The 22,048-nt window shown below is 65.2% G+C and carries 23 protein-coding genes; 2 read left to right on the top strand and 21 right to left on the bottom strand.

Annotated features, from left to right (window positions below; translation table 11 throughout):
• Positions 1-59 precede the first annotated feature (59 nt).
• The gene (locus tag NFG57_RS02240; RefSeq protein ID WP_108448480.1) at positions 60-431 is read left to right on the top strand and encodes a DnaJ family domain-containing protein; all 372 of its coding nucleotides are present in this window, start codon (positions 60-62) and stop codon (positions 429-431) included.
• Between the two features lie 27 nt (positions 432-458).
• On the opposite strand, the gene NFG57_RS02235 is transcribed toward NFG57_RS02240, so the two are convergent.
• The 14 genes from NFG57_RS02235 to NFG57_RS02170 form a co-directional block, all read right to left on the bottom strand.
• Positions 459-923: a hypothetical protein gene (locus NFG57_RS02235; RefSeq protein ID WP_348815266.1), complete on the bottom strand. Its 465-nt coding sequence runs from the start codon at positions 921-923 to the stop codon at positions 459-461.
• A 378-nt stretch (positions 924-1,301) separates the two neighbouring features.
• Positions 1,302-2,528, bottom strand: coding sequence for a benzoate/H(+) symporter BenE family transporter (locus NFG57_RS02230; protein WP_348815265.1), 1,227 nt, complete (start codon positions 2,526-2,528; stop codon positions 1,302-1,304).
• A gap of 197 nt (positions 2,529-2,725) precedes the next feature.
• The gene (gene benD / locus NFG57_RS02225; protein ID WP_348815264.1) at positions 2,726-3,499 is read right to left on the bottom strand and encodes a benzoate diol dehydrogenase BenD; all 774 of its coding nucleotides are present in this window, start codon (positions 3,497-3,499) and stop codon (positions 2,726-2,728) included.
• 53 nt (positions 3,500-3,552) lie between these two features.
• Positions 3,553-4,323 (bottom strand): ABC transporter ATP-binding protein, encoded by a 771-nt coding sequence (locus NFG57_RS02220; RefSeq protein ID WP_348815263.1) that lies wholly within the window; start codon positions 4,321-4,323, stop codon positions 3,553-3,555.
• On the bottom strand, positions 4,320-5,138 hold the full coding sequence (locus NFG57_RS02215) for an ABC transporter ATP-binding protein (protein ID WP_348815261.1): 819 nt from the start codon (positions 5,136-5,138) through the stop codon (positions 4,320-4,322). The genes NFG57_RS02220 and NFG57_RS02215 overlap by 4 nt, the downstream gene beginning before the upstream one ends.
• Positions 5,135-6,229, bottom strand: a complete 1,095-nt coding sequence (locus NFG57_RS02210; protein WP_108448474.1) for a branched-chain amino acid ABC transporter permease — start codon at positions 6,227-6,229, stop codon at positions 5,135-5,137. The genes NFG57_RS02215 and NFG57_RS02210 overlap by 4 nt, the downstream gene beginning before the upstream one ends.
• A gap of 91 nt (positions 6,230-6,320) precedes the next feature.
• Positions 6,321-7,181 (bottom strand): branched-chain amino acid ABC transporter permease, encoded by an 861-nt coding sequence (locus NFG57_RS02205; protein WP_348815259.1) that lies wholly within the window; start codon positions 7,179-7,181, stop codon positions 6,321-6,323.
• A 90-nt stretch (positions 7,182-7,271) separates the two neighbouring features.
• Positions 7,272-8,543 (bottom strand): ABC transporter substrate-binding protein, encoded by a 1,272-nt coding sequence (locus NFG57_RS02200; protein ID WP_348815258.1) that lies wholly within the window; start codon positions 8,541-8,543, stop codon positions 7,272-7,274.
• A gap of 138 nt (positions 8,544-8,681) precedes the next feature.
• Positions 8,682-9,701 carry a benzoate 1,2-dioxygenase electron transfer component BenC gene (gene benC, locus NFG57_RS02195; protein ID WP_348815257.1) on the bottom strand — a complete coding sequence of 340 codons (1,020 nt, stop codon included), beginning with the start codon at positions 9,699-9,701 and terminating at the stop codon, positions 8,682-8,684.
• Positions 9,702-9,721: 20 nt separating this feature from the next.
• Positions 9,722-10,213: a benzoate 1,2-dioxygenase small subunit gene (gene benB, locus NFG57_RS02190; RefSeq protein WP_331281208.1), complete on the bottom strand. Its 492-nt coding sequence runs from the start codon at positions 10,211-10,213 to the stop codon at positions 9,722-9,724.
• 20 nt (positions 10,214-10,233) lie between these two features.
• A complete protein-coding gene (locus NFG57_RS02185) occupies positions 10,234-11,601 on the bottom strand; it encodes a Rieske 2Fe-2S domain-containing protein (protein WP_108131176.1) in 1,368 nt (455 codons plus the stop codon).
• Positions 11,602-11,823: 222 nt separating this feature from the next.
• Positions 11,824-12,783, bottom strand: a complete 960-nt coding sequence (gene catA / locus NFG57_RS02180; RefSeq protein ID WP_108131175.1) for a catechol 1,2-dioxygenase — start codon at positions 12,781-12,783, stop codon at positions 11,824-11,826.
• A 106-nt stretch (positions 12,784-12,889) separates the two neighbouring features.
• Entirely contained in the window at positions 12,890-13,180 is a 291-nt protein-coding gene (gene catC / locus NFG57_RS02175; RefSeq protein ID WP_045991433.1) for a muconolactone Delta-isomerase, read from the bottom strand.
• Positions 13,181-13,255: 75 nt separating this feature from the next.
• The gene (locus NFG57_RS02170) at positions 13,256-14,374 is read right to left on the bottom strand and encodes a muconate/chloromuconate family cycloisomerase (RefSeq protein ID WP_124804967.1); all 1,119 of its coding nucleotides are present in this window, start codon (positions 14,372-14,374) and stop codon (positions 13,256-13,258) included.
• 287 nt (positions 14,375-14,661) lie between these two features.
• On the opposite strand from NFG57_RS02170, the gene NFG57_RS02165 reads away from it, so the two are divergent.
• Positions 14,662-15,564: a LysR family transcriptional regulator gene (locus NFG57_RS02165; RefSeq protein WP_045991431.1), complete on the top strand. Its 903-nt coding sequence runs from the start codon at positions 14,662-14,664 to the stop codon at positions 15,562-15,564.
• Positions 15,565-15,625: 61 nt separating this feature from the next.
• Here NFG57_RS02165 and NFG57_RS02160 read toward each other — a convergent pair whose 3' ends face one another.
• The 7 genes from NFG57_RS02160 to NFG57_RS02130 form a co-directional block, all read right to left on the bottom strand.
• On the bottom strand, positions 15,626-15,988 hold the full coding sequence (locus NFG57_RS02160) for a RidA family protein (protein WP_108131173.1): 363 nt from the start codon (positions 15,986-15,988) through the stop codon (positions 15,626-15,628).
• Positions 15,989-16,119: 131 nt separating this feature from the next.
• Positions 16,120-16,758 carry a protocatechuate 3,4-dioxygenase subunit alpha gene (gene pcaG / locus NFG57_RS02155; protein ID WP_083970203.1) on the bottom strand — a complete coding sequence of 213 codons (639 nt, stop codon included), beginning with the start codon at positions 16,756-16,758 and terminating at the stop codon, positions 16,120-16,122.
• A gap of 62 nt (positions 16,759-16,820) precedes the next feature.
• Positions 16,821-17,546, bottom strand: a complete 726-nt coding sequence (gene pcaH / locus NFG57_RS02150) for a protocatechuate 3,4-dioxygenase subunit beta (protein WP_348815255.1) — start codon at positions 17,544-17,546, stop codon at positions 16,821-16,823.
• Between the two features lie 214 nt (positions 17,547-17,760).
• Positions 17,761-18,741 (bottom strand): pca operon transcription factor PcaQ, encoded by a 981-nt coding sequence (pcaQ, locus tag NFG57_RS02145; RefSeq protein ID WP_287163351.1) that lies wholly within the window; start codon positions 18,739-18,741, stop codon positions 17,761-17,763.
• Positions 18,742-18,769: 28 nt separating this feature from the next.
• The gene (locus NFG57_RS02140) at positions 18,770-19,207 is read right to left on the bottom strand and encodes a hypothetical protein (RefSeq protein ID WP_045991427.1); all 438 of its coding nucleotides are present in this window, start codon (positions 19,205-19,207) and stop codon (positions 18,770-18,772) included.
• Between the two features lie 455 nt (positions 19,208-19,662).
• The gene (locus tag NFG57_RS02135; RefSeq protein WP_348815253.1) at positions 19,663-20,490 is read right to left on the bottom strand and encodes a 3-keto-5-aminohexanoate cleavage protein; all 828 of its coding nucleotides are present in this window, start codon (positions 20,488-20,490) and stop codon (positions 19,663-19,665) included.
• Positions 20,491-20,860: 370 nt separating this feature from the next.
• The gene (locus tag NFG57_RS02130) at positions 20,861-22,039 is read right to left on the bottom strand and encodes an alpha/beta fold hydrolase (protein ID WP_348815252.1); all 1,179 of its coding nucleotides are present in this window, start codon (positions 22,037-22,039) and stop codon (positions 20,861-20,863) included.
• Between the last annotated feature and the right edge of the window lie 9 nt (positions 22,040-22,048).

Below are 22,048 nucleotides of genomic sequence, written 5' to 3'. Positions count from 1 at the left end.
AGCGCTCCGATGGCCTAAAGTCGGGTCAACAGGACCGCTTTACGCCACGAGGTGCTCCCATGTCCCTGCTCGACCAACTGGCCGAGGCACGTATCCAGAAGGCGCAGCAGGAAGGCGCCTTCGACGACCTGCCGGATCACGGCAAGCCCATCGAACTCGACGACGACAGCATGATTCCCGAGGCGCTGCGGGCAGGCTACCGACTGCTGAAGAACTCAGGCTATCTGCCCCCGGAGCTTCAGCTTCAGCGCGAGATTCGTGAGGTGGAAGACCTGCTGGCGCAGACACAGGAAGCCGCCGAGCGAAGCGCTTGCGAGAAACGCCTGCGTCTTCTGCGCGCGCGGCTTGGCGAAAGCGGGCGGGGTGCCAGTCGGCTTCTTGAGCTGGGGCGCTATCATGACCGGCTGCTGGAGAAGTGGGAGGGAGACTGACCCTGCGGTTACCGTCAGTACGGTGTGCTAGCGTGAGTCCGACCGGGTGTGCAACGGGACGTCGCGTTGGCGCCAGCGCCGTGACCGCCACAGCCCCAGCGCCAGCAAGACACCGGCGGCGATGACCGGCAGCATGGGAGGCGACGCCGGCGTCCTGAGGGCGACCCCGACCTGAGCGTAGAGCGAGGTCGCGCACAGCACAAAGCCGGCCAGCGGCACCGTCCAGGTCGCCCAGTCGGCCCCCCTCCGAAACGGCCCCCACAGCAGCACACCGACCAGCATCGCCACGCTGAGACAGGCGCCCCCCAGGGCGTGCATCAGCGCCAGCAGGACCTGCCGGGTGCCTGGAGCGACCGACTCCCAGTCGAGCCCCATGGCGGCGGCATGGTAGGGCATGAATTCGCTGCGGCCGAGATAGACCAGACCAAAGGCGATCAGAATCAGGGTCGCCAGCGCATGGCAGGCGAGAGCACTTCTTGAATACGAGGTCACGGCGGTTTCCTGGTGATTCGAGCGAGTACAGCGGACATCTTTGCCTAGGGCTTGTCTGAAAAGTGCCTGCACTCGGTAATACGGCGTTAAAAATCGGATCAAAATGCTCATTTACACTCCGTAAACTGCGCTTTCTCACCGATTTTTGCCTTGTCTAACCTTCGCTCGTCGACTTTTCGGACAGCGCCCAAATAGGGCTCCGCCGATGATAGCCGGCAACTTTGTCACCCCGCGCTCCCACCCTGACGCCGCGATCGTTTCAGCACACTAATCCGACGGTATCAGACGGCCGCGGTCAGGCTCACCGAGGGTGAAGTCATCGATGAATTCGCGACGCTCGAGCGCCATTCGGCCTGGAACCATGCATCACCGCCAGCGTCAGGCCGCGGCGCGTCCACCATGCAGCAACCTGACCGCCAGCATGCCGATCACCACCCCCCAGAAGGCCGCGCCCAGACCGAACAGGCTCATGCCCGAGGCCGTCACCATAAAGGCGATCACCGAGGCCTCGCGGTGGTCCTCGGCGGCGATCATGGCGGCCAGGTTGCTGGTGATCGCACCGATCAAGGCAAGCCCCGCCAGTACCGCCACAAAGGCGCCGGGCAAGGAAGTGAAGAGCGCCACGATAGTGCCGGCGAACAGCCCGCCGACCAGATAGAAGACGCCGTTGGCGACCCCGGCGACGTAGCGACGGCCCGGGTCCTGGTGGGCATCCTTGCCGGTGCACAGCGCAGCGGTGATGGCCGCGATCACCGTGGTGATGCCGCCAAAGCAGGCGGTGGCGAAGGAAGTCAGGCTGGCCACCGTCAGGATCGGGCGGGCCCTGGTGTGATAGCCCGCCGCATGCAGGATCGCCATTCCCGGCAGGAACTGGCCGGTCAGGCTCACCACCACCAGCGGCAACGCCAGGCTCAGGGTGCTGGTGATGGTCCACTCGGGAGCGATAAAGCGGGGAATCGCCAGGTGCACACCGACGCCGGCGAGACTCGCGCCTTCCAGCACCACGGCGAGCACCACACCGGTGATCAGCAACAGGATCAGGCAATAGCGCGGCGCCAGCCGCTTGAACACCAGATAGGCCAGCAGCATGCCGACGGCGAGCCAGGGCGAAGTCTCGATGGCCGCAAAGGCGCCCAGACCGAACTGGAACAGGATGCCCGCCATCATGCCGGCGGCCACGCCCGACGGAATCAGCGCCATCAACCGGTCGAAGCTGCCGGTGACACCGATGATCAGCATCAGCACCGCCGCCGTCAGGTAGGCGCCTACCGCCTCGCCCAGCGACAGCTCCGGGAACAGGGTGATCAGCAGCGCCGTACCCGGCGCCGACCAGGCCGTCACCACCGGCACCCTGAGCCACAGGCTCAGGACGATGCCCGACACCGCCGCCCCCAACGAAATGGCCCACACCCAGGAGGTCATCATCTCGGGTGAGATATCTGCCGCCGCACCGGCCTGGAAGAAGATCGCCAGCGGCCCCGAGTAGGAAATCAGCACCGCGACAAAGCCTGCCGTCACCGCCGACAGCGACAGGTCACGAAAAAGGGACGACCCCGCAGCCGCTCCTTGGCGTGCGGTTACGGTATCGGAGTCGGTTCGGTGCATGGGCTGGCTCCTTGATGATGGCGTCGATGTCCGGCCAGGAATGTCAGCTGGTGGGCCCCCCGGCGACATCGACGGAAGACAAAAAAGGCCCGGCACACGGCCAGGCCAAGGAGGATACAAGATTCACCACGCCGTCCCGGTGCCCCCGCAGGTACAGCGGGATGCAAGGTGGGTCCACGTCACGCGGCATCAACCGGCTAGCCCAGGTCGCCGCCGGCCACCGGCACCACCGTGCCGGTGATATAGCTGGCGTCGCGGGAGGCCAGAAACAGGATCGGCCCGACCTGCTCGTCCAGGGTGCCGTAGCGGTGCATCAGGCTCGACGCCAGGGTCTGGTCGATCAACTGCTGGTACCACAGCTTGTCCTGTTCGCTCTGGGGCTCGGCGTTGCGCGGCGTCAGCCGGGGCGGCGCCTCGGTGCCGCCGGGGGCGGTGGCGTTGACCCGTACGCCGTGCTCGGCCATCTCGATGGCCAGCGCCACGGTCATGGCGTTCACCCCGCCCTTGGCCGAAGCGTAGGGCACCCGATTGACCCCGCGGGTGGCCACCGAGGAGACGTTGACGATATTGCCGCCGCTGTCGATCAGGTGAGGCAGCGCCGCACGACAGCACCACAGCGTCGGAAACAGCGAGCGACGCACCTCGGCCTCGACCTGCTCCGGGCTGTAGTGGCTATAGGGCTTGGCCCAGATGGTACCGCCGACGTTGTTGACCAGTACGTCCAGTCGCCCGAAGCGCTCGATGGCGCTCTTGATGGCGCCCTCGGCGCCCTCCCAGGTTTCCAGATCGGCGTTCAGGGCAAGGACCTCGACTCCCTGCTCGTCAAGCTCACGGGCCACCTGGTGGACATGTTCGGCACGATCGACCAGCACCAGGGCAGCGCCCTCGTCACCGGCCCGCTCGGCCAGACGCCGACCGATCCCCTGGGCGGCGCCGGTGATCAGCATCACCTGTCCTTCGAATCGCTTCATGTTGCTGTCCTTCTGCTGTCGGATGCGGTGGGTGAAGTGGCCACGGCGTGGCCTCAGCCCACACCGAGGTGGGTATCGAGGATCGAGGGATCGGCCCTCAACGCCTGGCTGTCACCGTCGAACACCACCTTGCCCTTGACGATCAACAGGTGGCGGTCGCCCACCTCGAGCAGGTTGTCGATGTTCTTGTCGACGATGATGCTGGCGATGCCCGAGGCCTTGATGGTGCGCAGGATCGACCAGATCTCGTCGCGGATCAGCGGCGCCAGCCCTTCGGTGGCCTCGTCGAGGATCAACAGCCGCGGGTTGAGCATCAGCGCGCGACCGATCGACAGCATCTGCTGCTCGCCGCCGGACAGCAGCGAACCATCGTGGCCGATGCGCTCCTTGAGCCGGGGAAAGGTGTCCAGCACCCGCTCGATGTCCCAATCGGTACGACCGTCAGCCCCCGGGCGTGCGGCCATCACCAGATGCTCGCGCACGCTGATACCGGGAAAGATGCCCCGCCCTTCCGGCACGTAGCCGATGCCCTGACGAATGATCTGCCAGGGACGGCGCTTGCGGGTGTCCACCCCCATGATCCGCACCTCGCCATGGCGCGGCGGCACGAAGCCGAGGATCGACTTCAAGGTGGTGGTCTTGCCCATGCCGTTGCGACCGAGCAGGCTCAGCGTCTCGCCGGCCCTGAGGGTCAGGTCCACCCCGTGCAGCACATGGCTTTCGCCGTAGAAGGTGTGCAGGCCGGTGGCCTCGATCAACGGCGACTCGACGCCCACCTCGGCGTTTGCCCCTTGAGTTCCCGCCTCCTTGATCGCCACATTCATGACGTCACCTCGCTATTGCTGGAGCCGTTGCCGATATCGACGCTATCGCTGGGGCGACTTTCCTCGCTGCTGTCGTGACGTCCCAGATAGACGTCACGCACCGTTTCGCTTGCACGAATGCTCTCGGTGTCGCCGCTTTCCAGCACGCAACCGTCGACCATCACGGTGATGCGATCAGCCAGGCGGAACACCGAGTCCATGTCGTGTTCGATCAGCACGATGGTGTAGTCGCGAGACAGCCGCTTGAGCAGGTCGGCGACCTGGTCGGTCTCCTCGCGGCCCATGCCGGCCATCGGCTCGTCCAGCAGCATCAGCTGTGGCTGGGTCGCCAGCACCATGGCGATCTGCAGCTGGCGCTGCTCGCCGTAGCTCATGCCGGAGGACACCGTATGGGCCCGGGTCACCAGACCACAGGTGTCCAGCGCGGCCAGCGCCCGCTCATCGACTTCGCGGGCCCGCCGGCGCGAGCGCCAGCTGCCGATGACGCCACCGTGGTGGATACGCGCGGCCAGCTGGCAATTCTGCAGACAGCTCAGGCGCGGAAAGATATTGGTCTTCTGGTGGCTGCGACCGATACCGAGCCGGGCGACCTGGTGGGCCTTCTTGCCCTGGATCGCGCTGCCGCGATACTCGATCTCGCCGCGGGTCGGCGGAATCTCGCCGGACAGCAGATTGATCAGGGTGCTCTTGCCGGCACCGTTGGGACCGAGGATGGCGTGGATCTCGCCCTGCTCGACCTCGAAGTCGACGTCATTGACCGCCAGCAGGCCACCGAAGCTGCGGGTCAGCCCGCGGGTCTTGAGCATGCTGCTCATGAGGACACCTCCCCGGCGCTTTTGCCGACGCTTTTACCGTCGCTGTCAGAGGCGGAAGTCTGTCTGCCCTTCGCCAGGTTGTCCTTGCCACCGCCAAGCCGCCCCAGCAGCGAGGCCTGGCGCCCCGGCGGGTCGAGCAGTAGCCCGGCGATGCCCTTGGGCAGCACCAGCACCGCGATAATGATGGTCAGACCCATCAGGATCGGCCAGTGGTTGGTCAGGTGCTCGTAGAAGTACAGCAGCAGTTCGTAGGCGAAGGCGCCGAGGATCGGCCCGAAGATGGTGCCCATGCCGCCGAGGATGACCATCATCAGCACCTCGCCGGAGTGGTGCCAGCCAAGCTGGGCCGGGTTGGCGAAGCCGTACTGCATGGCCGCCAGCATGCCGGCGACGCCGGCGATCATCGCCGAGACCACGAAGGCGATCAGCTTGTAGCCGGTGGTGGCGTAGCCCAGCGCCTGCATGCGGTGCTCGTTGTCGTGGATGCCATCGAGCACCTGGCCGAAGTGGGAACGGGTCAGGGCGCGCAGGATAAGGTAGACCGCCACCAGCAGAGCCAGGCAGAAGTAGAAGAACGTCAGCGGGTTGTCGAGGTCGATCAGCGGTGTCTCGCCCATGGCAAGGCTCGGGCGGAACATGATGAAAACGCCGTCGGTACCGCCGGTCATGCTGGAGGTGCTGACGGTGTAGAACAGCATCTGGCCGAAGGCCAGGGTGGTCATGATGAAGAAGATGCCCTTGGTGCGCAGCACCAGCAGGCCGACGATGGCGGCGACCAGGCCGGAGACCAGCATCACCAGCGGCAGCATCCACCACAGCGAGGCGGCGCTGAAGTCGGGGCTAGCCATCGCCAGGGTGTAGGCCCCCAGGCCGAAGAACAGCGCATGGCCCAGGCTGACCAGGCCAAGGATACCGACCAGCAGGTCGAGACTGACGGCGAACAGGGCGAAGATCAGCATCAGGGTCAGCTTCTCCATGAAGAAGGCGCTGGACTCCCCGAATACCGCCGGCCCCCAGGCCGGATAGGCGATCAGCAGCGCCAGGCCCGCCAGCAGCAGTACCGTCACGCGCTTGGGATATCGATGCAACATGGTGTTTTTCCTCCAGACGAGTATCCCGTCTGCAAAGGGGTCCGATCAGGCGGCAAGGGATGCCCGAGCGGAGGGTGATTGTCGTCGGGTCTCAGGCGAACAGGCCGCGCGGCTTGATCAACAGCACCAGCGCCATGATCAGGTAGATCAGCATGCTGGCGAGACTCGGGATCAGCACCGGACCGAAGGTCTCGGCCATGCCGATCAACAGCGCGCCGAAGAAGGCTCCCTTGATCGAGCCGATGCCGCCGATGACCACCACCACAAAGCAGGTGATCAAGATCGAGTCCCCCATGCCCGGCGTGATCGACGACAGCGGCGCCGCCATCATCCCGGCGAAGGCCGCCAGTGCCACGCCGACGCTGAAGATCAGGGTGAACAGGGTGCGGATATTGATGCCGAGCCCTTCGACCATCTCGCGATTGACGGCGCCGGCGCGGATCACAATACCGAGCCGGGTGTGGCGGATGATCCAGTAGATGACCCCCGCCAGCACCAGGCATACCGCCGCCACGAACAGCCGATAGACCGGGTACTGCAGGTTGTCGGTCAGGGCGATGGCGCCGGTAAAGGGCTCCGGCAGCGCCACCGAGTGGACGTCGCCGCCCCAGATGATGCGCTGGGCCTCGTTGAGCACCAGGATCAGGCCGAAGGTCAACAGCACCTGGTAGAGGTGGTCACGCTTGTACAGGGTGTCGAGAAACAGCCGCTCGATGACCAGCCCCAGCAGTACCGCGATGGGCACCGCGATCAGGATCGCCAGCCAGAAGTTGCCGAGGCGCTGGGTCAGGTCGAAGGCCAGATAGGCGCCGATCATGTACATGGCGCCGTGGGCCAGGTTGATGATGCCCATGATGCCGAAGATCAGCGTCAGGCCGCTGGCGATAAGGAACAGCAGCAGGCCGTACTGAAAGCCGTTGAGCAGCTGCACCCCGAAGAAGGCAAGGTCCATGAAGAACTCCTTTGGCGTTGGCCCGCCCGAGAGCGCCCGGTATGCACGGGCGCCTCGGCCAGGTCATTGACGCGGTGAACGAAGGTCGCCTCAGCTCTTCATCGGGCAGGCGCTGTCGGGAACTTCCAGCTGCTCGCTGGCGATCGAAGTGACGTGGTGCTCGCCGTCCCTTACCTCGCGCAGGTAGACGTTCTGGATCGGGTGGTGGGAGGCCGAGAAGCTCACCGGGCCGCGCGGGCTGTCGAGCTCTACCGCTTCCAGCGCCGCGATCAGCGCCTCGCGGTCGGGCTCGCCGTCAATCGATGCGTAGGCCTGGGCCAGCAGCTTGCCGGCGTCGTAGCCCTGCACCGCGTAGGTGTCCGGGGCCTCGCCGTAGGCTTCCTGGTAGGCCGAGACGAAGGCCTGGTTCTGGGGGGTGTCCAGGGTCTCGGCGTAGTGCATGGTGGTCTGTACGCCGTTGGCGGCCTCACCCAAAGCCCCCAGGTTGCCGTCGGTCAAGAAGCCCGAGCCATACAGCGGAATGCTGTCGTTGAGCCCGGCGGCGGCGTAGTCCCGCACGAAGCCGACCCCGCCACCACCGGCGAAGAAGGTGTAGACGGCGTCAGGGGCGATGCTGGCGATCTGCGCCAGGTAGGTCTGGAACTCGGTGCTCGGAAACGGCACCAGGATCTGCTCGACGATCTCGCCGCCGGCATCGGTGAAGGCCTGCTCGAAGCCGGCCAGGTCTTCCTTGCCGCCGGCGTAATCCCAGGTGATGGTGACGATCTTGCGATGGCCCTGATCGTAGGCCACCTGCCCCATGGGATAGCTGTTCTGCCACATGCTGAACGAGGTGCGGAAGACGTTGGGCATGCACAGCTGGTTGGTGGCCGCCTCGAGTCCTGCGTTGGGAATGATGGTGATGGCGCCGGTCTGCTTGGCCACCCGCAGCATGCCCATGGCGACGCCGGAGTGGACCGGACCGATGACCACGTCGACGCCATCACCCTTGACCAGGCGGCTCATGTTCTGGGGCGCCTTGGACGGGTTGGCCTCGGAGTCCAGGGTCACGTACTCGACACCGTGACCGCCGAGGCTGCCACCCTCTTGCTCGATAGCGAGCTTCAGCCCATTGGTGATCGACTCGCCCAGTGCCGCGTAGGTGCCGGAGTACGGCAGCATCAGCCCGAGCTTGACGTCGTGCTCGGCCAGGGCCTGGGTGGACAGGGCGGCGCCGGCCAGCGCCAGGGTCGCGGCCTGCAGCGAACGTGCAAGCGGGCTGTGGCGCCGGGATGACAGGGAAGCCTGGCGGCGGCTGTACGTGTTATCGGTGCTGTGCGTGTTATCGGTATTGAGGTTTTTATCGATAGTGAGCTTGGCCATGATCATGTCTCGTCAGGTTGTGATTATCGTTATGAGATTGCGGGGCTCTCGCTGGACAGGGAGCCCCGGCCTGCGGCTGTCTGTTGTCGGCAAGGGCGAAAGGTCTCCCTTGCCAGATCTGGTTCCGGGCAGGGCGCGTCAGTTGGGCGTGAACTTTTCGTAGTGAAAGCTCGCCGGCTTGATGCCCTGCTGGTCGAAGTGCTTGAGCACCGCGTCCACCATTGGCGGCGGGCCGCAAAGGTAGACGTCGACGTCGCCGTCATGCAGCTTCTGCGGGTCCATGTGATGGGTGACGTAGCCCTTGCGCTCGTGGCTGCTGTCCTCGTCGGCGACCACCGTCAGGTAGTCGAAGTCGGGCAGCGCCTCGACCGCCGCGTCGAGCTCTTCGCACTTGACCAGATGATCGTCCTTGGTCACGCCATAGATCATGTGGATCGGCTGGCCTGCTCCCTCGCCCTGGGCCTCGAGCGCGGCAAGCTGCTTGAGCATCGACAGGAAGGGAGCAAGCCCGGTGCCGCCGGCCAGCATCAGGATCGGGCGCTGGATGGCGCGCAGGTAGAAGCTGCCCATGGGGCCGGTCACCGCCATGGCGTCACCGGCCTTGGCCTTGTCCGCCAGATAGACGCTCATCAGCCCGTCCGGCACATTGCGGATCAGAAAGCTGGCGCGGGATTCCCCCGGCAGCGAGCTGAACGAATAGCTTCTGTGCTCACCACAGCCCGGTACCTCCAGGTGCACGTACTGCCCCGGCAGGAAGTTCAGCGGCTCGCCTTCGATATCGATGGCAAGCTCGATGGAGTCCTCGGACAAGGGTTCGACGTGGACCACCGTGGAGGCACGGCTGTCGACCTCGGTCTTGCATACGGTCGAGGCCACCGGCACCGACAGCACGCAGTCAGAGGACGGCACCATCTGGCAGGTCAGCACCTGCCCCTCGTGCAGCTCCTCGTCGGACAACGCCTCATCGATGTACTCGTCACCCAGCTCGAACTCGCCCTGGTCGCAGTGGCACTTGCAGGTGCCGCAGACGCCGTCGGAGCAGTCCATCGGCAGATTGACCTTGTTGCGGTAGGCCGCATCGAGGACGGTCTCGCCCTCGTTGCAGTCGATAAAGCGCGACACCCCGTCTTCGAAGTTGAGCGCGATGGTGAAGCTCATGGTCGTTCTCCTTCACCGACTTAAATGTGATAAACGTCGATGACCTGGTGGATATAATCGTTATTGAGCTGCACCTTCTTGCGCGTGATAAGCGGGCTGTCACCGGACACGTCCAGGGTGTAGAAAGACACCCCGAAGTAGCTGTCGGTCTGCTTGTAGCGGTGGCTCAGGGTGTGCCAGTTGAAGCGCACCTCCAGGCTGTCGCCCTCCTCCTTCATCACCTCGATATTGGTGATCTGGTGAGTGGTGCGCGGCTCCGGCGTGCTGGCGCCACTGCGCTCGGTCTTGATCCGATAGACGCGATCTTCGAGCCCTTCCCGATTGGGGTAGTAGATCAGCGAAATCTCGCTGTTCGGGTCGCCGGTCAGGGTGTCGTCGTCGTCCCAGCAGGGCATCCAGAACTCGGCCTTCTTGTGGTACAGGGTCAGCCACTCGTCCCACTCGCGTTCGTCCAGAAGGCGTGCTTCGCGATAAAGAAAGGCCTGGATGTCGTGATAGCTGATGCTCATGATTCGTCTCCTTTCCGCAGGATTCAGGCTGAGGCCGTGGCGATGAACTGGCTGCGTTCCTTGTCGATGGCGCGCAGCATTTCCTCGACCCAGTGCTGGTGGTGCAGCACGTAGAGGCCTTCGTCCTCCGGCGAGGCACCGCTCTTCAGCGGCTTCATGTCGATGGCGCTGGCGTCTTCGTCGGGACCATCGATCCATTGCTTGGCGCCACGCGACAGGTCATTCCATTCGGCCAGGGCACCGTTGTAGCCGTTCTGGCAGCCGCGGAATTCCTCCAGGTCATCCGGCGTGCCCATGCCGCTGACGTTGAAGAAGTCCTCGTACTGGCGGATGCGCACGCGACGGTTCTCCGCCGACTCACCCTTGGGCGCGAAGCAGTAGATGGTGACCTCGGTACGGTCCACCGCCAGCGGACGCAACACCCGAATCTGGGTCGAGAACTGGTCCATCAGATAGACGTTGGGGTACAGACACAGGTTGCGGGTCTGGTTGACGATGTTGTCGGCGCGGGCCTCGCCCAGCTCCTTCTCGATGCGCTCCTTGTGCTCGTAGACCGGACGCACCTCGGGATTGAGCAGCCGGGTCCACAGCATCATGTGGCCGTTCTCGTAGGAGTAGAAACCGCCCTTGGACTTGGACCAGCCGTCGGCGTCCACCGCCTTGGTGCCGCCTTCGTCGTAGTTGCGACGGTCCATGGTGGAGGCGTAGTTCCAGTGCACGGTGCTGACGTGGTAGCCGTCGGCGCCGTTCTCGGCCTGCAGCTTCCAGTTGCCGGTGTAGGTGTAGGACGAGGTGCCGCGCAGGATCTCGAGACCTTCCGGGGCCTGGTCGACGATGTTGTCGATGACCTTCATGGTCTCGCCCAGGTACTCCTCGATGGGCATGACGTCGTCGCTCAGGCTGCCGAACAGGAAGCCCTTGTAATTGCTGAATTTGGGCAGGCGCTTGAGGTCGTGGGAGCCGTCCTGCTTGAAGGCGTCCGGGTAGGCGCCGGCCTTCTCGTTCTTGGCCTTGAGCAGACGCCCGTCGTTCTTGAAGGTCCAGCCGTGGAAGGGACAGGTGAAGGTGCCCTTGTTGCCCTGCTTGCGACGGCAGATGGTGGCACCGCGGTGGGCGCAGGCGTTGATCAGGGCGTGAAGCTCGCCCTCCTTGTCGCGGGTGATGACCACCGGCTGGCGCCCCATGTTCAGGGTGAAGTAGTCACCGGGCTCGGCGATCTGGCTCTCGTGGGCCATGAACAGCCAGTTGCCCTCGAAGATGTGCTTCATCTCGAGCTCGAAGAACTCGGGGTCGGTGAACATGCTGCGGTGGCAGCGAAAGACGCCCTGTTCGGGGTCATCCTCGACGGCACCACGCACGCGGGCTTCGATCTGATCGAGTTTGTTGCTCATCGTTGTTCTCCTCTCTATCACGGTCCGCTCACACGGGCGGCTCACACAGACAGCTCATTCGAGTCGCTCGTCCCGCCGGCCCCTTGGGGCGGCCTGCCCGCAGGGCAGGCCTGGTCTGGCTTGGCGCGATTTACCTCGGGGCTATCCATCACAGGGCTGTCCATCACAGCGATTCCCGTGACACTCGGTGGTCGGTTCAGGGTTGTCGCGAGTCCAGGCGGCTCAGCCGTCCTCGAGGGCGCGGGGGCGCTTGTGGCGCTGCTGCAGCTCGGTCTCGCTGGTGGCGGCAAGCTCGATGTCGAACACCACCTCGGTGAAGGGCCCCTCGAGGCCACGATCGCTGGCCTCGCTGGCGTCCTCGATGCGCCTGGCGTCCACCACCAGCTCCTCGCGGGTGGCGAAGGCGAAGTCGTCGTAGGTGTAGGGGTCGCCGGCGAGGTTGATCTGGGTGGTCAGGTGCTTGTACCCGGGCGCCGAGATAAAGAAGTGGATATGCGCCGGTCGCTGGCCATGACGACCGAGCAGGTCCAGCACCTGCTGGGTCGGGCTGTCCGGGGGGCAACCGTAGCCGGAGGGGATGATGCTGCGCGCGCGATAGCGGCCATCGGCGTCGGTGTAGATGGTACGACGCAGGTGGAAGTCGGCCTGGGACGGGTCGAAGAAGCTGTAGTTGCCCTTGCTGTCGGCGTGCCAGATCTCGACCTTGGCCCGTGAGATCGGCTGGCCCTGGGTATCGCGTACCTGACCGGTCAGCCACATTGCCTCGGCGTCGGTGTCCGAGCCGTCGTCCAGGCGCGCCTCGCCCTCGGACTCCGGGGCACCGGCGACGTACAGGGGCCCCTCGATGGTGCGCGGGGTACCCCCGGCAAGGCCGCGGGCAGCGTCCTCGGCGTCCATGCGCATGTCGAGGTAATGATCGAAGCCCAGACCCGGGGCCAGCAGGCCGTACTGGGTCTCGGCGCCGAGCGCGTTGAGCACGCTGACGCCCTGCCAGAATTCTTCCGGGGTGACGTCGAAGTCATCGATCAGCTTGTACAGGTCCGACAGCAGACGATGCAGGATTTCCTTGGCCCGCTCGTTGCCTTCGGTCTTGTCGAAGCCGGCGACGGTATTGAGGAAGTCCTGTACCTCCGGGGTGTCGAAGATGCGCACTGACTTGGTGGTGGGATTGAGACTGTTCATCTGGCGGTCCTCAGGTGTGGCGTACTTGTCGTTATCGTTGTTGGCGGTACTGGCCGGGGCCTGGCGATTCGCTCTGCCCCGACGTCTGGCTGGCCAGGGGCAGACCCTAGCTGTCGTCATCGCGGATCGAGGACGGGTGGCGGCACAGCGGCTTGACGCGGATCTCCATGTAGGGAAACAGCGGCAGGTTCGATACCAGCTCCTGCAGCTCGGCGTTGTCGGCCACGTCGAACACGCTGACGTTGGAATAGCTGCCGGCCACCCGCCACAGATGGCGCCACTTGCCGGAGCGCTGCAGCTCCTGGGCGTAGTCCTTCTCGCGGGCCTTGATCTCGGCGGCGCGCTCCGGCGCCATATCCGGCGGCAGCTTGACGGTCATTTCCACCTGAAACAGCATCTTCGTTCTCCTCTCGATCGGGGGCCGTCGATGCAGCCCTGGAGGCTCGCGCGGCCGGTCTGATGGCGATGTCGCTTAGCTGCGTGCGTACTCGCGCAGCTTGTCGTGATCCAGTTCGAGCCCGAGTCCCGGGCCTTGCGGCAGCGCCACGCCAAAGTCGTCGTAGCGCAGGGGGGTGGTGACGATGTCATCGGTCAACAGCAAGGGGCCGAACATCTCGGTGCCCCAGGCCATCTCGGGCAGGGTCGCCCAGGCGTGCAGCGAAGCGGCGGTACCGATGGTGCCCTCGAGCATGGTGCCGCCGTAGAGGCCAATGCCCCCGGCGTCGGCCAGGTGGGCCAGGCGCAGCGCGCCGCGCGGCCCGGCGCTCTTGGCGATCTTCAGGGCGAAGGCGCCGCTGAAGCCGGACTCGATCAGTGCCAGCCCGCAGCGCAGGTCCTGGACGCCTTCGTCGGCCAGCATGGTCACCTCGAAGCGATTGGCCAGTCGTGCAAGCCCAGCCCGCTCGTGGGCCGGAATGGGTTGCTCGATCAGGTCGACCCCGGCCTCCTCGAGGGCGGCGATGGCGCGCACCGCGGTGGCCTCGTCCCAGGCCTGGTTGACGTCGACCCTGACGCTGGCGCGATCCCCCAGTGCGGCCTTGATGGCGGCAACGTGGCGCACGTCGTGATCCACCTCGTTGGCGCCGATCTTGAGCTTGAAGTCACGATGGCGACGCTGCTCGAGGCGCTTTCTGGCCTCCTCGATATCCTTGTCGGTATCGCCACTGGCCAGCGTCCACAGCACCGGCAGGTGATCGTGGCGGGCGCCGCCCAGCAGTGTCGCCAGGGGCACGCCGAGACGCTTGCCCTGGGCATCCAGCAGCGCGGTCTCGAGCGCCGACTTGGCGATGACGTTGCCCTTGGCCAGCTTGTCGAGCCGGGCCATGGCGAGGTTGACGTTGTCCGCCGCCAGGCCGACCAGCGCCGGCGCCAGGTAGGTGTCGATGTTGACCTTCATGCTCTCCGGGCTTTCCGGGCCATAGGCCAGGCCGCCGATGGTGGTGGCCTCGCCGATGCCTTCGATACCGTCTGCGCACTTGAGGCGTACGATCACCAGCGTCTGGGTGGCCATGGTGGCCATCGACAGCTTGTGCGGTCGGATGGTGGGCAGGTCGACCAGCAGGGTCTCGACGCTTTCGATCAGGGCGGTCATGGTGGCTCCGGCGATTACCATCAGCTCGTTGTCATCCACGGGCTGGCGATCTGGGTGACGATCTGGGTGATGAGGAAAGCCGCAAGCGCTGCAAAGCCTCGGCGACTCGTAAGCGATCAAGCCATACCTTGGTAAGATTTCTCTTACGCTGCGAAGCACCACTGCCATCGACATCGGAAGAGAACTACCGCGGAAAGGCGCTTGATCCGGCGATTGAGTGCAGTGTGATTGTCTTTGAGGGGCACAACCAATATGGTCTGGGTAGATCGCAATACCCTGGAGGTATCATGGAGCTTCGACACCTGCGCTATTTCTGTGCCGCAGCGGAAGAGCTGAACATCACCCGGGCGGCCGCCAGGCTGCATATGGCGCAGCCCCCTTTGACCCGGCAGATCAATCAGTTGGAGGAAGAATTGGGGGCCCAGCTATTCATTCGTGGTCCCCGAGGGCTGACCCTGACGCCCACCGGCAAGTTCTTCCATGAGCATGCCCTGCAGATGCTCGAGAAGCTCGATACCACGGTGGCGGCGGTACGCCGTATGTCTCGAAGCCACAAGGAAATGTTCGGTATCGGCTTTGTGCCCTCGCTGTTTTACGGCCAGCTGCCGCTGCTGGTGCGCGAGTTGCGACAAAAGGACGAGGTGGAGCTGACCCTGGCCGAATTGACCACGGTGGAGCAGGTGCAGGCGCTCAAGGCAGGACGTATCGATATCGGCTTCGGACGCCTGAGGATCGACGATCCCGACGTGGAACAGGAGGTGCTGTTCGAGGAACCGATGATGGCGGCGGTGCCGGAGGGCCACCCGCTGGTGGGCACCACCCCGACCATGGAGGAGCTCGCCCGCTACCCGCTGGTGCTGTATCCGGCGAGCCCGCGCCCGAGCCTTGCCGACCTGGTGCTGGGGCTGTTTCGCCGCCGGGGGCTCAAGGTCACGGTGGTGCAGGAGGCCAACGAGATGCAGACGGCGCTGGGCCTGGTGGTGTCGGACTTCGGCATCACCTTGGTGCCGGAGCAGGTCAAGCGACAGAACCGCGATGGCATTCGCTACCTGTACCTGGCGGAGAAGCACATAACTTCACCGATCGTCTGCAGCCGGCGCCGGGGAGAGACGCCCAGCGCGACCATGCAGGCGGCCAACGCCATCCTTGAGGTGCTGGTGGAGAATCGTCGGACGGGCAAGTACCCGTGAAACATATCGAGGGGCGGCAGGGCCAGGGCCCTGCCTGCGGCGCGTTGATAGCGCTGCGGTGTTAGCGAAACTCTTCCCCCGCCGCGGCCACGAAGGCCATCTCGACCAGCAGTTCGGGGTTGGCAAGCTCGGCCTTGACGCAGGCGCGGCTGGGAGCGGTGCCGGGCTCGAACCAGGCCTCCCAGGCGACGTTCAGGGCATCGAAGTGGGCAAAGTCGGTCAGGTAGATGGTCACCGAGATGATGCGTGTCTTGTCGCTGGCCACCTTGGCCAGCGACTCCTCGGCCTGTTCGAAGATCTGCTCCACCTGGCCGGTGATATCGGCGCGGGTGTCCGCCTCGGCGACTTCGACGAAGTGGGCCATGCCATTGAACACGGTGATGTCGGACCAGCGGGGGGTGGGATTGATGCGGTGGATATCCATGGAGGTGCCTCGAAGCCAGGGCGGAAAAGACCGCTAGCATAGGCCATGGAAGCGTCGGTGCAAACGCGGGCAAATAACGACACGGACGCCGCGGTTCACGCCACGACGTCCGTGTGGTCAGGCGAACGCGATCAGAAGTCGAAGAACACCGTCTCTCCCTCCCCCTGCAGCACGATATCCAGACGATAGCGTGGCAGGCCGCCTTCCCCGCCCTCTTCACGCCGGGCGATCAGCGTCTGGCGCCGGGCCGGCGACTCGATCGCACCCAACACCGGGCAGCCGGCATTGGCTTTGTGCTCGTCATCGAAGTAGAGCCGGGTCTGCAGATGCAGGTTCACGCCCCGGGCGAAGATCGTGAGGTTGATGTGCGGGGCCATGGTGCGACCGTCGGGCCGAGCGATGGCGCCGGGCTTGACGGTGACAAAGCGCCACTCGCTGTTGCCCTCGGCGGTGGTCGCGGTACGCCCGAAGCTGTTGAACGGCGCCTTGAGGTCGAACGCCGTCTGATAGTCACCGTTGGCGTCGGCCTGCCAGGCCTCCAGCAGGGCGTCGCGGACCAGGTCGCCGTTACCGTCGATGACCCGTCCCGCCACCTCGATACGCTCGCCTTCGGCGTTATCCTTGGCCAGTTCGTTCCAGATCTCCTCGTCGCGCTCGGGCAGGCCGGCGACGGCCAGCGCCAGGCCGATGTGCACGTAGGGGCCGGCGGTCTGGGACGCGGTCTCGCGCAGCATCAGGTTCGCGGTGGGGGTAAGGTTTGGCTGTTGCATGAGGTCTCCTCGCTGCCGTGGGCCGACTCGGGCACCACGGCACCTGTTGTTCCTGTTCTTGTTCACTGATTCTCGAAATAGGTCTGCAGTTCGCCACGCACCACCAGGTCGAAGCGGTAGGCCAGGGCGTCCATGGGACGCGAGCGGGCCATGTCGAGTCGACCGATCATGGTGCCCACGGCCTCCTCGTCCTTCAGGGTCTGGACGATGGGGCAGATCGGAATCAGCGGGTCCCCCTCGAAGTACATCTGGGTGATCAACCGGGTGGAGATGGCCGGGCCCATGACGCTCACATGAATGTGCGCCGGGCGCCAGGTGTTGATGCCATTGGGCCAGGGATAGGGACCGGGTTTGATGGTGCGGAAGTGGTACCAGCCATCATCGTCGGTGAGACAGCGCCCGACGCCGCCGAAGTTGGGGTCCAGCGGGGCCAGATAGCTGTCCTTCTTGTGGCGATAGCGGCCACCGGCATTGGCCTGCCACATCTCTACCAGAGTCTGCGGCACCGGCTTGCCGAACTGGTCGACGACCCGGCCGAACATGATCACCCGCTCCCCCACCGGCAGACCGGGGCTATCGGCATCGCGGAAGTTCAACAGCAGGTCGTTGTCATGGGGTCCCATGCGCAGGCGGCTAAACTCGGGGCCGGTGAGTTCCGACACACTGGGGGTCTGCAGGCTGACCAGCGCCTGGGAGGGCGAGCGCGGCACCGAGGTCTTGTAGCCGGGGGTGTAGGCGGCGGGGTGCCACTGGCGATCCCGCTCAACGAAGCGACGATTGAGGGTCATGGGGGAAGAGGTCCTGGCGTGATTGTTGGTTGTTCACACGCGCCTCGAGACACGAGGCGATGACAGCAGTGTGACCAGCCAAGCCCGGGGAGCCAATTGAGACCTTGGCCGGTCGTCATAACCCAGGGGTTATGATGACCGGATGGCGGGGCGTCGGACCGCAGGAACGAGTACGTACTGGCCTGCTGCTTCGCCCCCAGATATTTCGGCGCCGCTACTGGGGTCTTGCCGCGGCGGCCTGGCGCAGCGACTCGGCGAAGCCTTCCAGCGCCAGGCTGGGGCTCAAAGAGGTGTTGGTACACAGCCCTACCGAGCCACCCTGGTGCTCGAAGGACAGTGCCAGCTCGACCAGCTGGCCGCTTTCCAGATCCTCGGCCACCGCCTCGAAGGGCGCCACCCAGATGGCATCGGTGTCCAGTGTGAAGCGCCGGCTGACCGGCAGCGACAGGGTCTCCAGACAGGGCGCGGGCAAACTGATGGCGTGACGCACACAGAAGCTGTCGACCCGCTGACGCAAGGTGGTCTGAGGGGGAGGCACGGCCCAGGGGTAGTCGCTCAGGACCTCGGGAGGACAGGGCGAGGCGGTGGCCAGCGGATGCCCCTGGCGCACCACCAGCCGCAGCGATTCGTAGTAGAGATGTTCGAAGGCCAGGTCACGAATCTCGCGGGCTTCGGTCATACGCCCCACCACCACGTCGAGCTCACCCAGCGCCAGCCGCGACAGCAGAAAGGCGCTGGCGCCGGTGGTCACGGTCACGCTGGTCTCCTGGCCCAGCGGCGAGGCCTGGAAGTGCTGAATCGCCGCCGGCAGCAGCCGCGATTCCACCGTCGACAGCGCCCCGACCCTGAGCCAACGCTGCCCACCATGGCCGTCGGCCAGCGCCACCACGCCCTCTTCCAGGGCGCGCAGCGCAGGCCCCGCGTGGCGCAACAGGGTGAGTCCCGCCTGGGTCAGACTGACGCCCTGGGCGCTACGCTCGAACAGGCTGGCGCCAACGATCTCCTCGAGTTCACGGATGGCCTTGGAGATGCCCGGCTGGGTGATCGCCAGGGCGTCGGCGGCACGGGCGAAGCTGCGGCTGCGCGACACCTCGAGGAAGGCGTTGAGATGGCGCAGCTTGATACGATGATTGAGCATGGTGGCCTGCGATCTGGCGACGTGACGGGTGTCCAGCGTGGCGCCGTGGCGTGGCACCTCGTCAGCCTCCACCACGCCGACAGCGCTAGCGACAGGCTGCCAGCACGCGCTCGATGGGCTCGTCGGCGCCACTCAGCGGGAAGCGTGAGGGACGGGTATCCTGGGGTGTGACCACCGCCACGTTGCCGCCTTGCAGGGTCTTGGTCAAACCGAGGGGAGACGGGGCGAACCACACGCCGTCGTGGGGGGAGTGGCGTGACTCCAGGCGATACCCGATGCCGTCCACCAGCACCTCCAGCGGCTTGCGCCGATCGGCGCCCATCTGGGAGGCATAACCGGCCACCGATACCATGGGCACACCGTTCCAGCACACCAGTGCCAGAGAATGACCGCTGCCATCATCGACTCGCGCCGCCGGGGCGTCGCCGAACATCTGGTGGGCCTGGGTGTAGCGCCACTCTGCCGACGCCGTATTCGCCATCAGGGTGCCGAGCAGTATCGCCACAAACGTCTTGAACCACATCAATAGTTGACCTCTTGCTGCCGAAACGGGCATGCATCGGGCACTCCCTGCCTGACGGAATCCTCTCCTTCTCCTTTTGCCAAGTCTAGCAACTGACCGAGGATCCACGAATGGAGCAGCAGGGTTGCCCTGCCACCTATGGCATGGCAAGTCACCAAAGGCCAGGAAGCCTTGCTGCCTGCCTGGAGGATTCTGTGCTCCGTGAGTCAGCTATTTACCACTCTTTTACCCCAAGCGGCAAACCATGTCCCTCATGCCGATGATTCGCCGCTTCCCCAGCCCAGTTCCTTGGCCAGGGCCGGCGCATGCCCTTCAGGGAGCCTGAGCCCCAATACTGGCGCTTCTCGATCAGCAGCAGACGAACCGATGGGGAAGCAGCCCAGACGGCCATCGCCAGCTATGGCGGATGTTCCAGTCCGAGAGCCAGCCTTCCATAGGCTGAAGATGCCTCCCGATCATTCAGTCAGGTCGAGTATCCTGCGGGCCTGGTGCCAGGTGGCCACCGGCCGCTCGTACTTCTCGCACAGGGTCACGACGCGCTCGACCAGGGCCGCATTGGAGGGAGCCAGGGTATGACGATCGAGGCGCACGTTGTCCTCGAGCCCGGTGCGGGTATGCCCGCCCGCAGCGATCGACCACTCGTTGAGCAGGGCCTGGTTGGGCCCGATCCCGGCGCCGCACCACTGGGCGTCCGGTGCGAGCCGATTCAGCGTTTCGACGTAGAAGTCGAGGGTGGGCTTGTCCACCGGCATGGCGTTCTTGACGCCCATGACGAACTGGACGTAAAGCGGCCCCTTGAGCTTGCCTTGTTTCGACAGAGCCACCGCCTGATGGATATGCGACAGGTCGAACGCTTCGATCTCGGGCTTGACGTCGTACTTGAGCATTTCGTCGGCGAGCCACTCCACCAGCTGGGGCGGATTCTCGTAGACGCGGTTGGGGAAGTTATTGGAGCCCACCGAGAGGCTTGCCATGTCGGGCTTGAGGCGTAGCATGCCGCCGCGCGCCTCTCCGGCCCCGGAGCGACCGCCGGTGGAAAGCTGGATGATCATGCCCGGGCAATGGGTCCTCAGGCCTTCCATCAGCCTGGCAAACTTCTCCGGATCCGACGTGGGCGACTGATCGTCGTTACGCACATGACAATGGGCGATGGCGGCTCCCGCCTCGAAGGCCGCCTGGGTGCTTTCGACTTGCTCTTCGATGGTCACGGGAATGGCCGGATTATGTTCCTTGCGGCCCACGCTGCCAGTGATGGCGACACAGATGATGCAGGGAGTAGACATGTGTCCTCTCTTGTTATCGAAACGCTAAGATAGGGAAAACCAAGACGAGCAGCCCCACGACGGGCAGGCGACATTGGTCCCGAGCTCATCCTTGAAGTAACGGTGGGCCTGCAAGTGGAGCGAGATGCCGCAGGCAAACAGAGGCAGGCTCGAAGGCGATGCCAGGTACCGGGGTCCTACTGACGATAGGTCTGCCGATGCGGGCCGGCGAACTGACGTCCGCACCGTTTCACGACGGCGTCAGGCACGCTCGCGCCGGGGATGCTGACGCAGGAACAAGGAGCCGCCAGACACAGGCCGACATCACCAGACATGGGGCTCCCCGTCACCTTCATTCAGTGGCTACCATCAAACGTATGACGACGAACCTTCAGGGCTCCACCGTCCCCCAACCCAGTTCCTTGGCCAGGGCAAAGGCATGATTGGCCGCCGGCACGCCGGCATAGATGGCCACGTGCATCAGCACCTGACGCAGCTCCGCCTCGCTGAGGCCGATACGCTGGGCGGTCTTCAGGTGCAGGGTCAGCTCCTCGCGCCCCAGGGCGGCGAGAATGCCGGTGGTGATCATGCTGCGCTCGCGTCTCGTCAGGTCGTCGTTGGACCACAGCTCGCCCCAGGCCAGCCGTGTGATCATCTGCTGAAACGGAGTGTCCAGGCTGTTGGCGTTGTGGGTGGAACGGGCCACATGCTCCTCGCCCAGCACCTGCTTGCGGGTCACAAGGCCAGTGGAATAGTCGACGCCCTCCGCGCCCACATCGCCCAGGTCCACCGCCATCACCGCCAGCAGCTTCTCGGCGAATCGGCTTGGCGCCTCGACCGAAGGCACGTGACCGACGCCCTCGAGCACCTCGAGCGGGGCGCCGTCGCACTCGGCCGCCAGGGCCTCCAGGGTGGCCGGTGGCGTCGCCAGGTCCTCGCTGCCACCGAACAGCTGCACCTTGACGCCCTTGCCGGAGAGCTTGCCGGTGAAGGTATCTCGCCCCAGCATTTCGCAGAGCAGCGCGTAGGACTCGTCGTCACCGCGCCCCATCTGGGTGCACCAGCCCGCCTTTAGGGCCGGCTCGGCGTCGAAGCAGGCGGCAGCGAACCAGCGCGGCACGATCTCGCCGGACATCGCCGCCAGGCCCTCGCGCCGCACACGCTCGGCCCTGGTGGTCCATAGCTCGCTGGTGCCGATCACCGCCCCGGTGTTGGTCAGGGCGGCGGAGAGCAGGCGCTCGCCGTGCTCGCTGATCAGCTGCTGCCCCACCACGCCACCGATGGAGGTACCGACGAAGTGGAAGCGGCCTGCGCCGGCGTGGTCGGCCAGGGCGATGGCTTCCTTCGCCAGTTCGGCCGGAGTGATCGGCCCGTCGCCCCAGGCCTGGCTGGCGCCGTGACCGGGCAGGTCCCAGGTCAACACCCGGTAGCGTGGCAGCAGCACCGGCAGGACGTCGTCCCACACCGCCTGGCTCATGCCCAGCGGATGCGCCAGCACCACCAGAGGATTGGCCTCGGCGCCGAGCAGGCGATACGCGACACTGCGTCCTTCGATATTCAGAAATGCCATGACCTCTCT

This window comes from Halomonas sp. H10-59, from assembly GCF_040070555.1.
In the GTDB taxonomy this organism is placed as follows: domain Bacteria; phylum Pseudomonadota; class Gammaproteobacteria; order Pseudomonadales; family Halomonadaceae; genus Halomonas; species Halomonas litopenaei.
The sequence above is the reverse complement of the archived record's forward strand: the minus strand, read 5'-3'. Positions and strand labels throughout refer to the sequence as shown.

Coding starts and splice junctions, on each gene's coding strand:
- NFG57_RS02140 (WP_045991427.1), bottom strand. CDS start 19,207: ATGTGGTTCAAGACGTTTGTGGCGATACTGCTCGGCACCCTGATGGCG.
- NFG57_RS02220 (WP_348815263.1), bottom strand. CDS start 4,323: ATGAATGTGGCGATCAAGGAGGCGGGAACTCAAGGGGCAAACGCCGAG.
- benD (WP_348815264.1), bottom strand. CDS start 3,499: ATGAAGCGATTCGAAGGACAGGTGATGCTGATCACCGGCGCCGCCCAG.
- pcaH (WP_348815255.1), bottom strand. CDS start 17,546: ATGACCCTCAATCGTCGCTTCGTTGAGCGGGATCGCCAGTGGCACCCC.
- catA (WP_108131175.1), bottom strand. CDS start 12,783: ATGAACAGTCTCAATCCCACCACCAAGTCAGTGCGCATCTTCGACACC.
- pcaG (WP_083970203.1), bottom strand. CDS start 16,758: ATGCAACAGCCAAACCTTACCCCCACCGCGAACCTGATGCTGCGCGAG.
- NFG57_RS02160 (WP_108131173.1), bottom strand. CDS start 15,988: ATGGATATCCACCGCATCAATCCCACCCCCCGCTGGTCCGACATCACC.
- NFG57_RS02210 (WP_108448474.1), bottom strand. CDS start 6,229: ATGTTGCATCGATATCCCAAGCGCGTGACGGTACTGCTGCTGGCGGGC.
- NFG57_RS02200 (WP_348815258.1), bottom strand. CDS start 8,543: ATGGCCAAGCTCACTATCGATAAAAACCTCAATACCGATAACACGCAC.
- NFG57_RS02240 (WP_108448480.1), top strand. CDS start 60: ATGTCCCTGCTCGACCAACTGGCCGAGGCACGTATCCAGAAGGCGCAG.
- NFG57_RS02205 (WP_348815259.1), bottom strand. CDS start 7,181: ATGGACCTTGCCTTCTTCGGGGTGCAGCTGCTCAACGGCTTTCAGTAC.
- NFG57_RS02215 (WP_348815261.1), bottom strand. CDS start 5,138: ATGAGCAGCATGCTCAAGACCCGCGGGCTGACCCGCAGCTTCGGTGGC.
- benC (WP_348815257.1), bottom strand. CDS start 9,701: ATGAGCTTCACCATCGCGCTCAACTTCGAAGACGGGGTGTCGCGCTTT.
- NFG57_RS02230 (WP_348815265.1), bottom strand. CDS start 2,528: ATGCACCGAACCGACTCCGATACCGTAACCGCACGCCAAGGAGCGGCT.
- NFG57_RS02130 (WP_348815252.1), bottom strand. CDS start 22,039: ATGGCATTTCTGAATATCGAAGGACGCAGTGTCGCGTATCGCCTGCTC.
- NFG57_RS02170 (WP_124804967.1), bottom strand. CDS start 14,374: ATGACCGCCCTGATCGAAAGCGTCGAGACCCTGCTGGTCGACCTGCCC.
- NFG57_RS02165 (WP_045991431.1), top strand. CDS start 14,662: ATGGAGCTTCGACACCTGCGCTATTTCTGTGCCGCAGCGGAAGAGCTG.
- NFG57_RS02135 (WP_348815253.1), bottom strand. CDS start 20,490: ATGTCTACTCCCTGCATCATCTGTGTCGCCATCACTGGCAGCGTGGGC.
- NFG57_RS02185 (WP_108131176.1), bottom strand. CDS start 11,601: ATGAGCAACAAACTCGATCAGATCGAAGCCCGCGTGCGTGGTGCCGTC.
- catC (WP_045991433.1), bottom strand. CDS start 13,180: ATGCTGTTTCAGGTGGAAATGACCGTCAAGCTGCCGCCGGATATGGCG.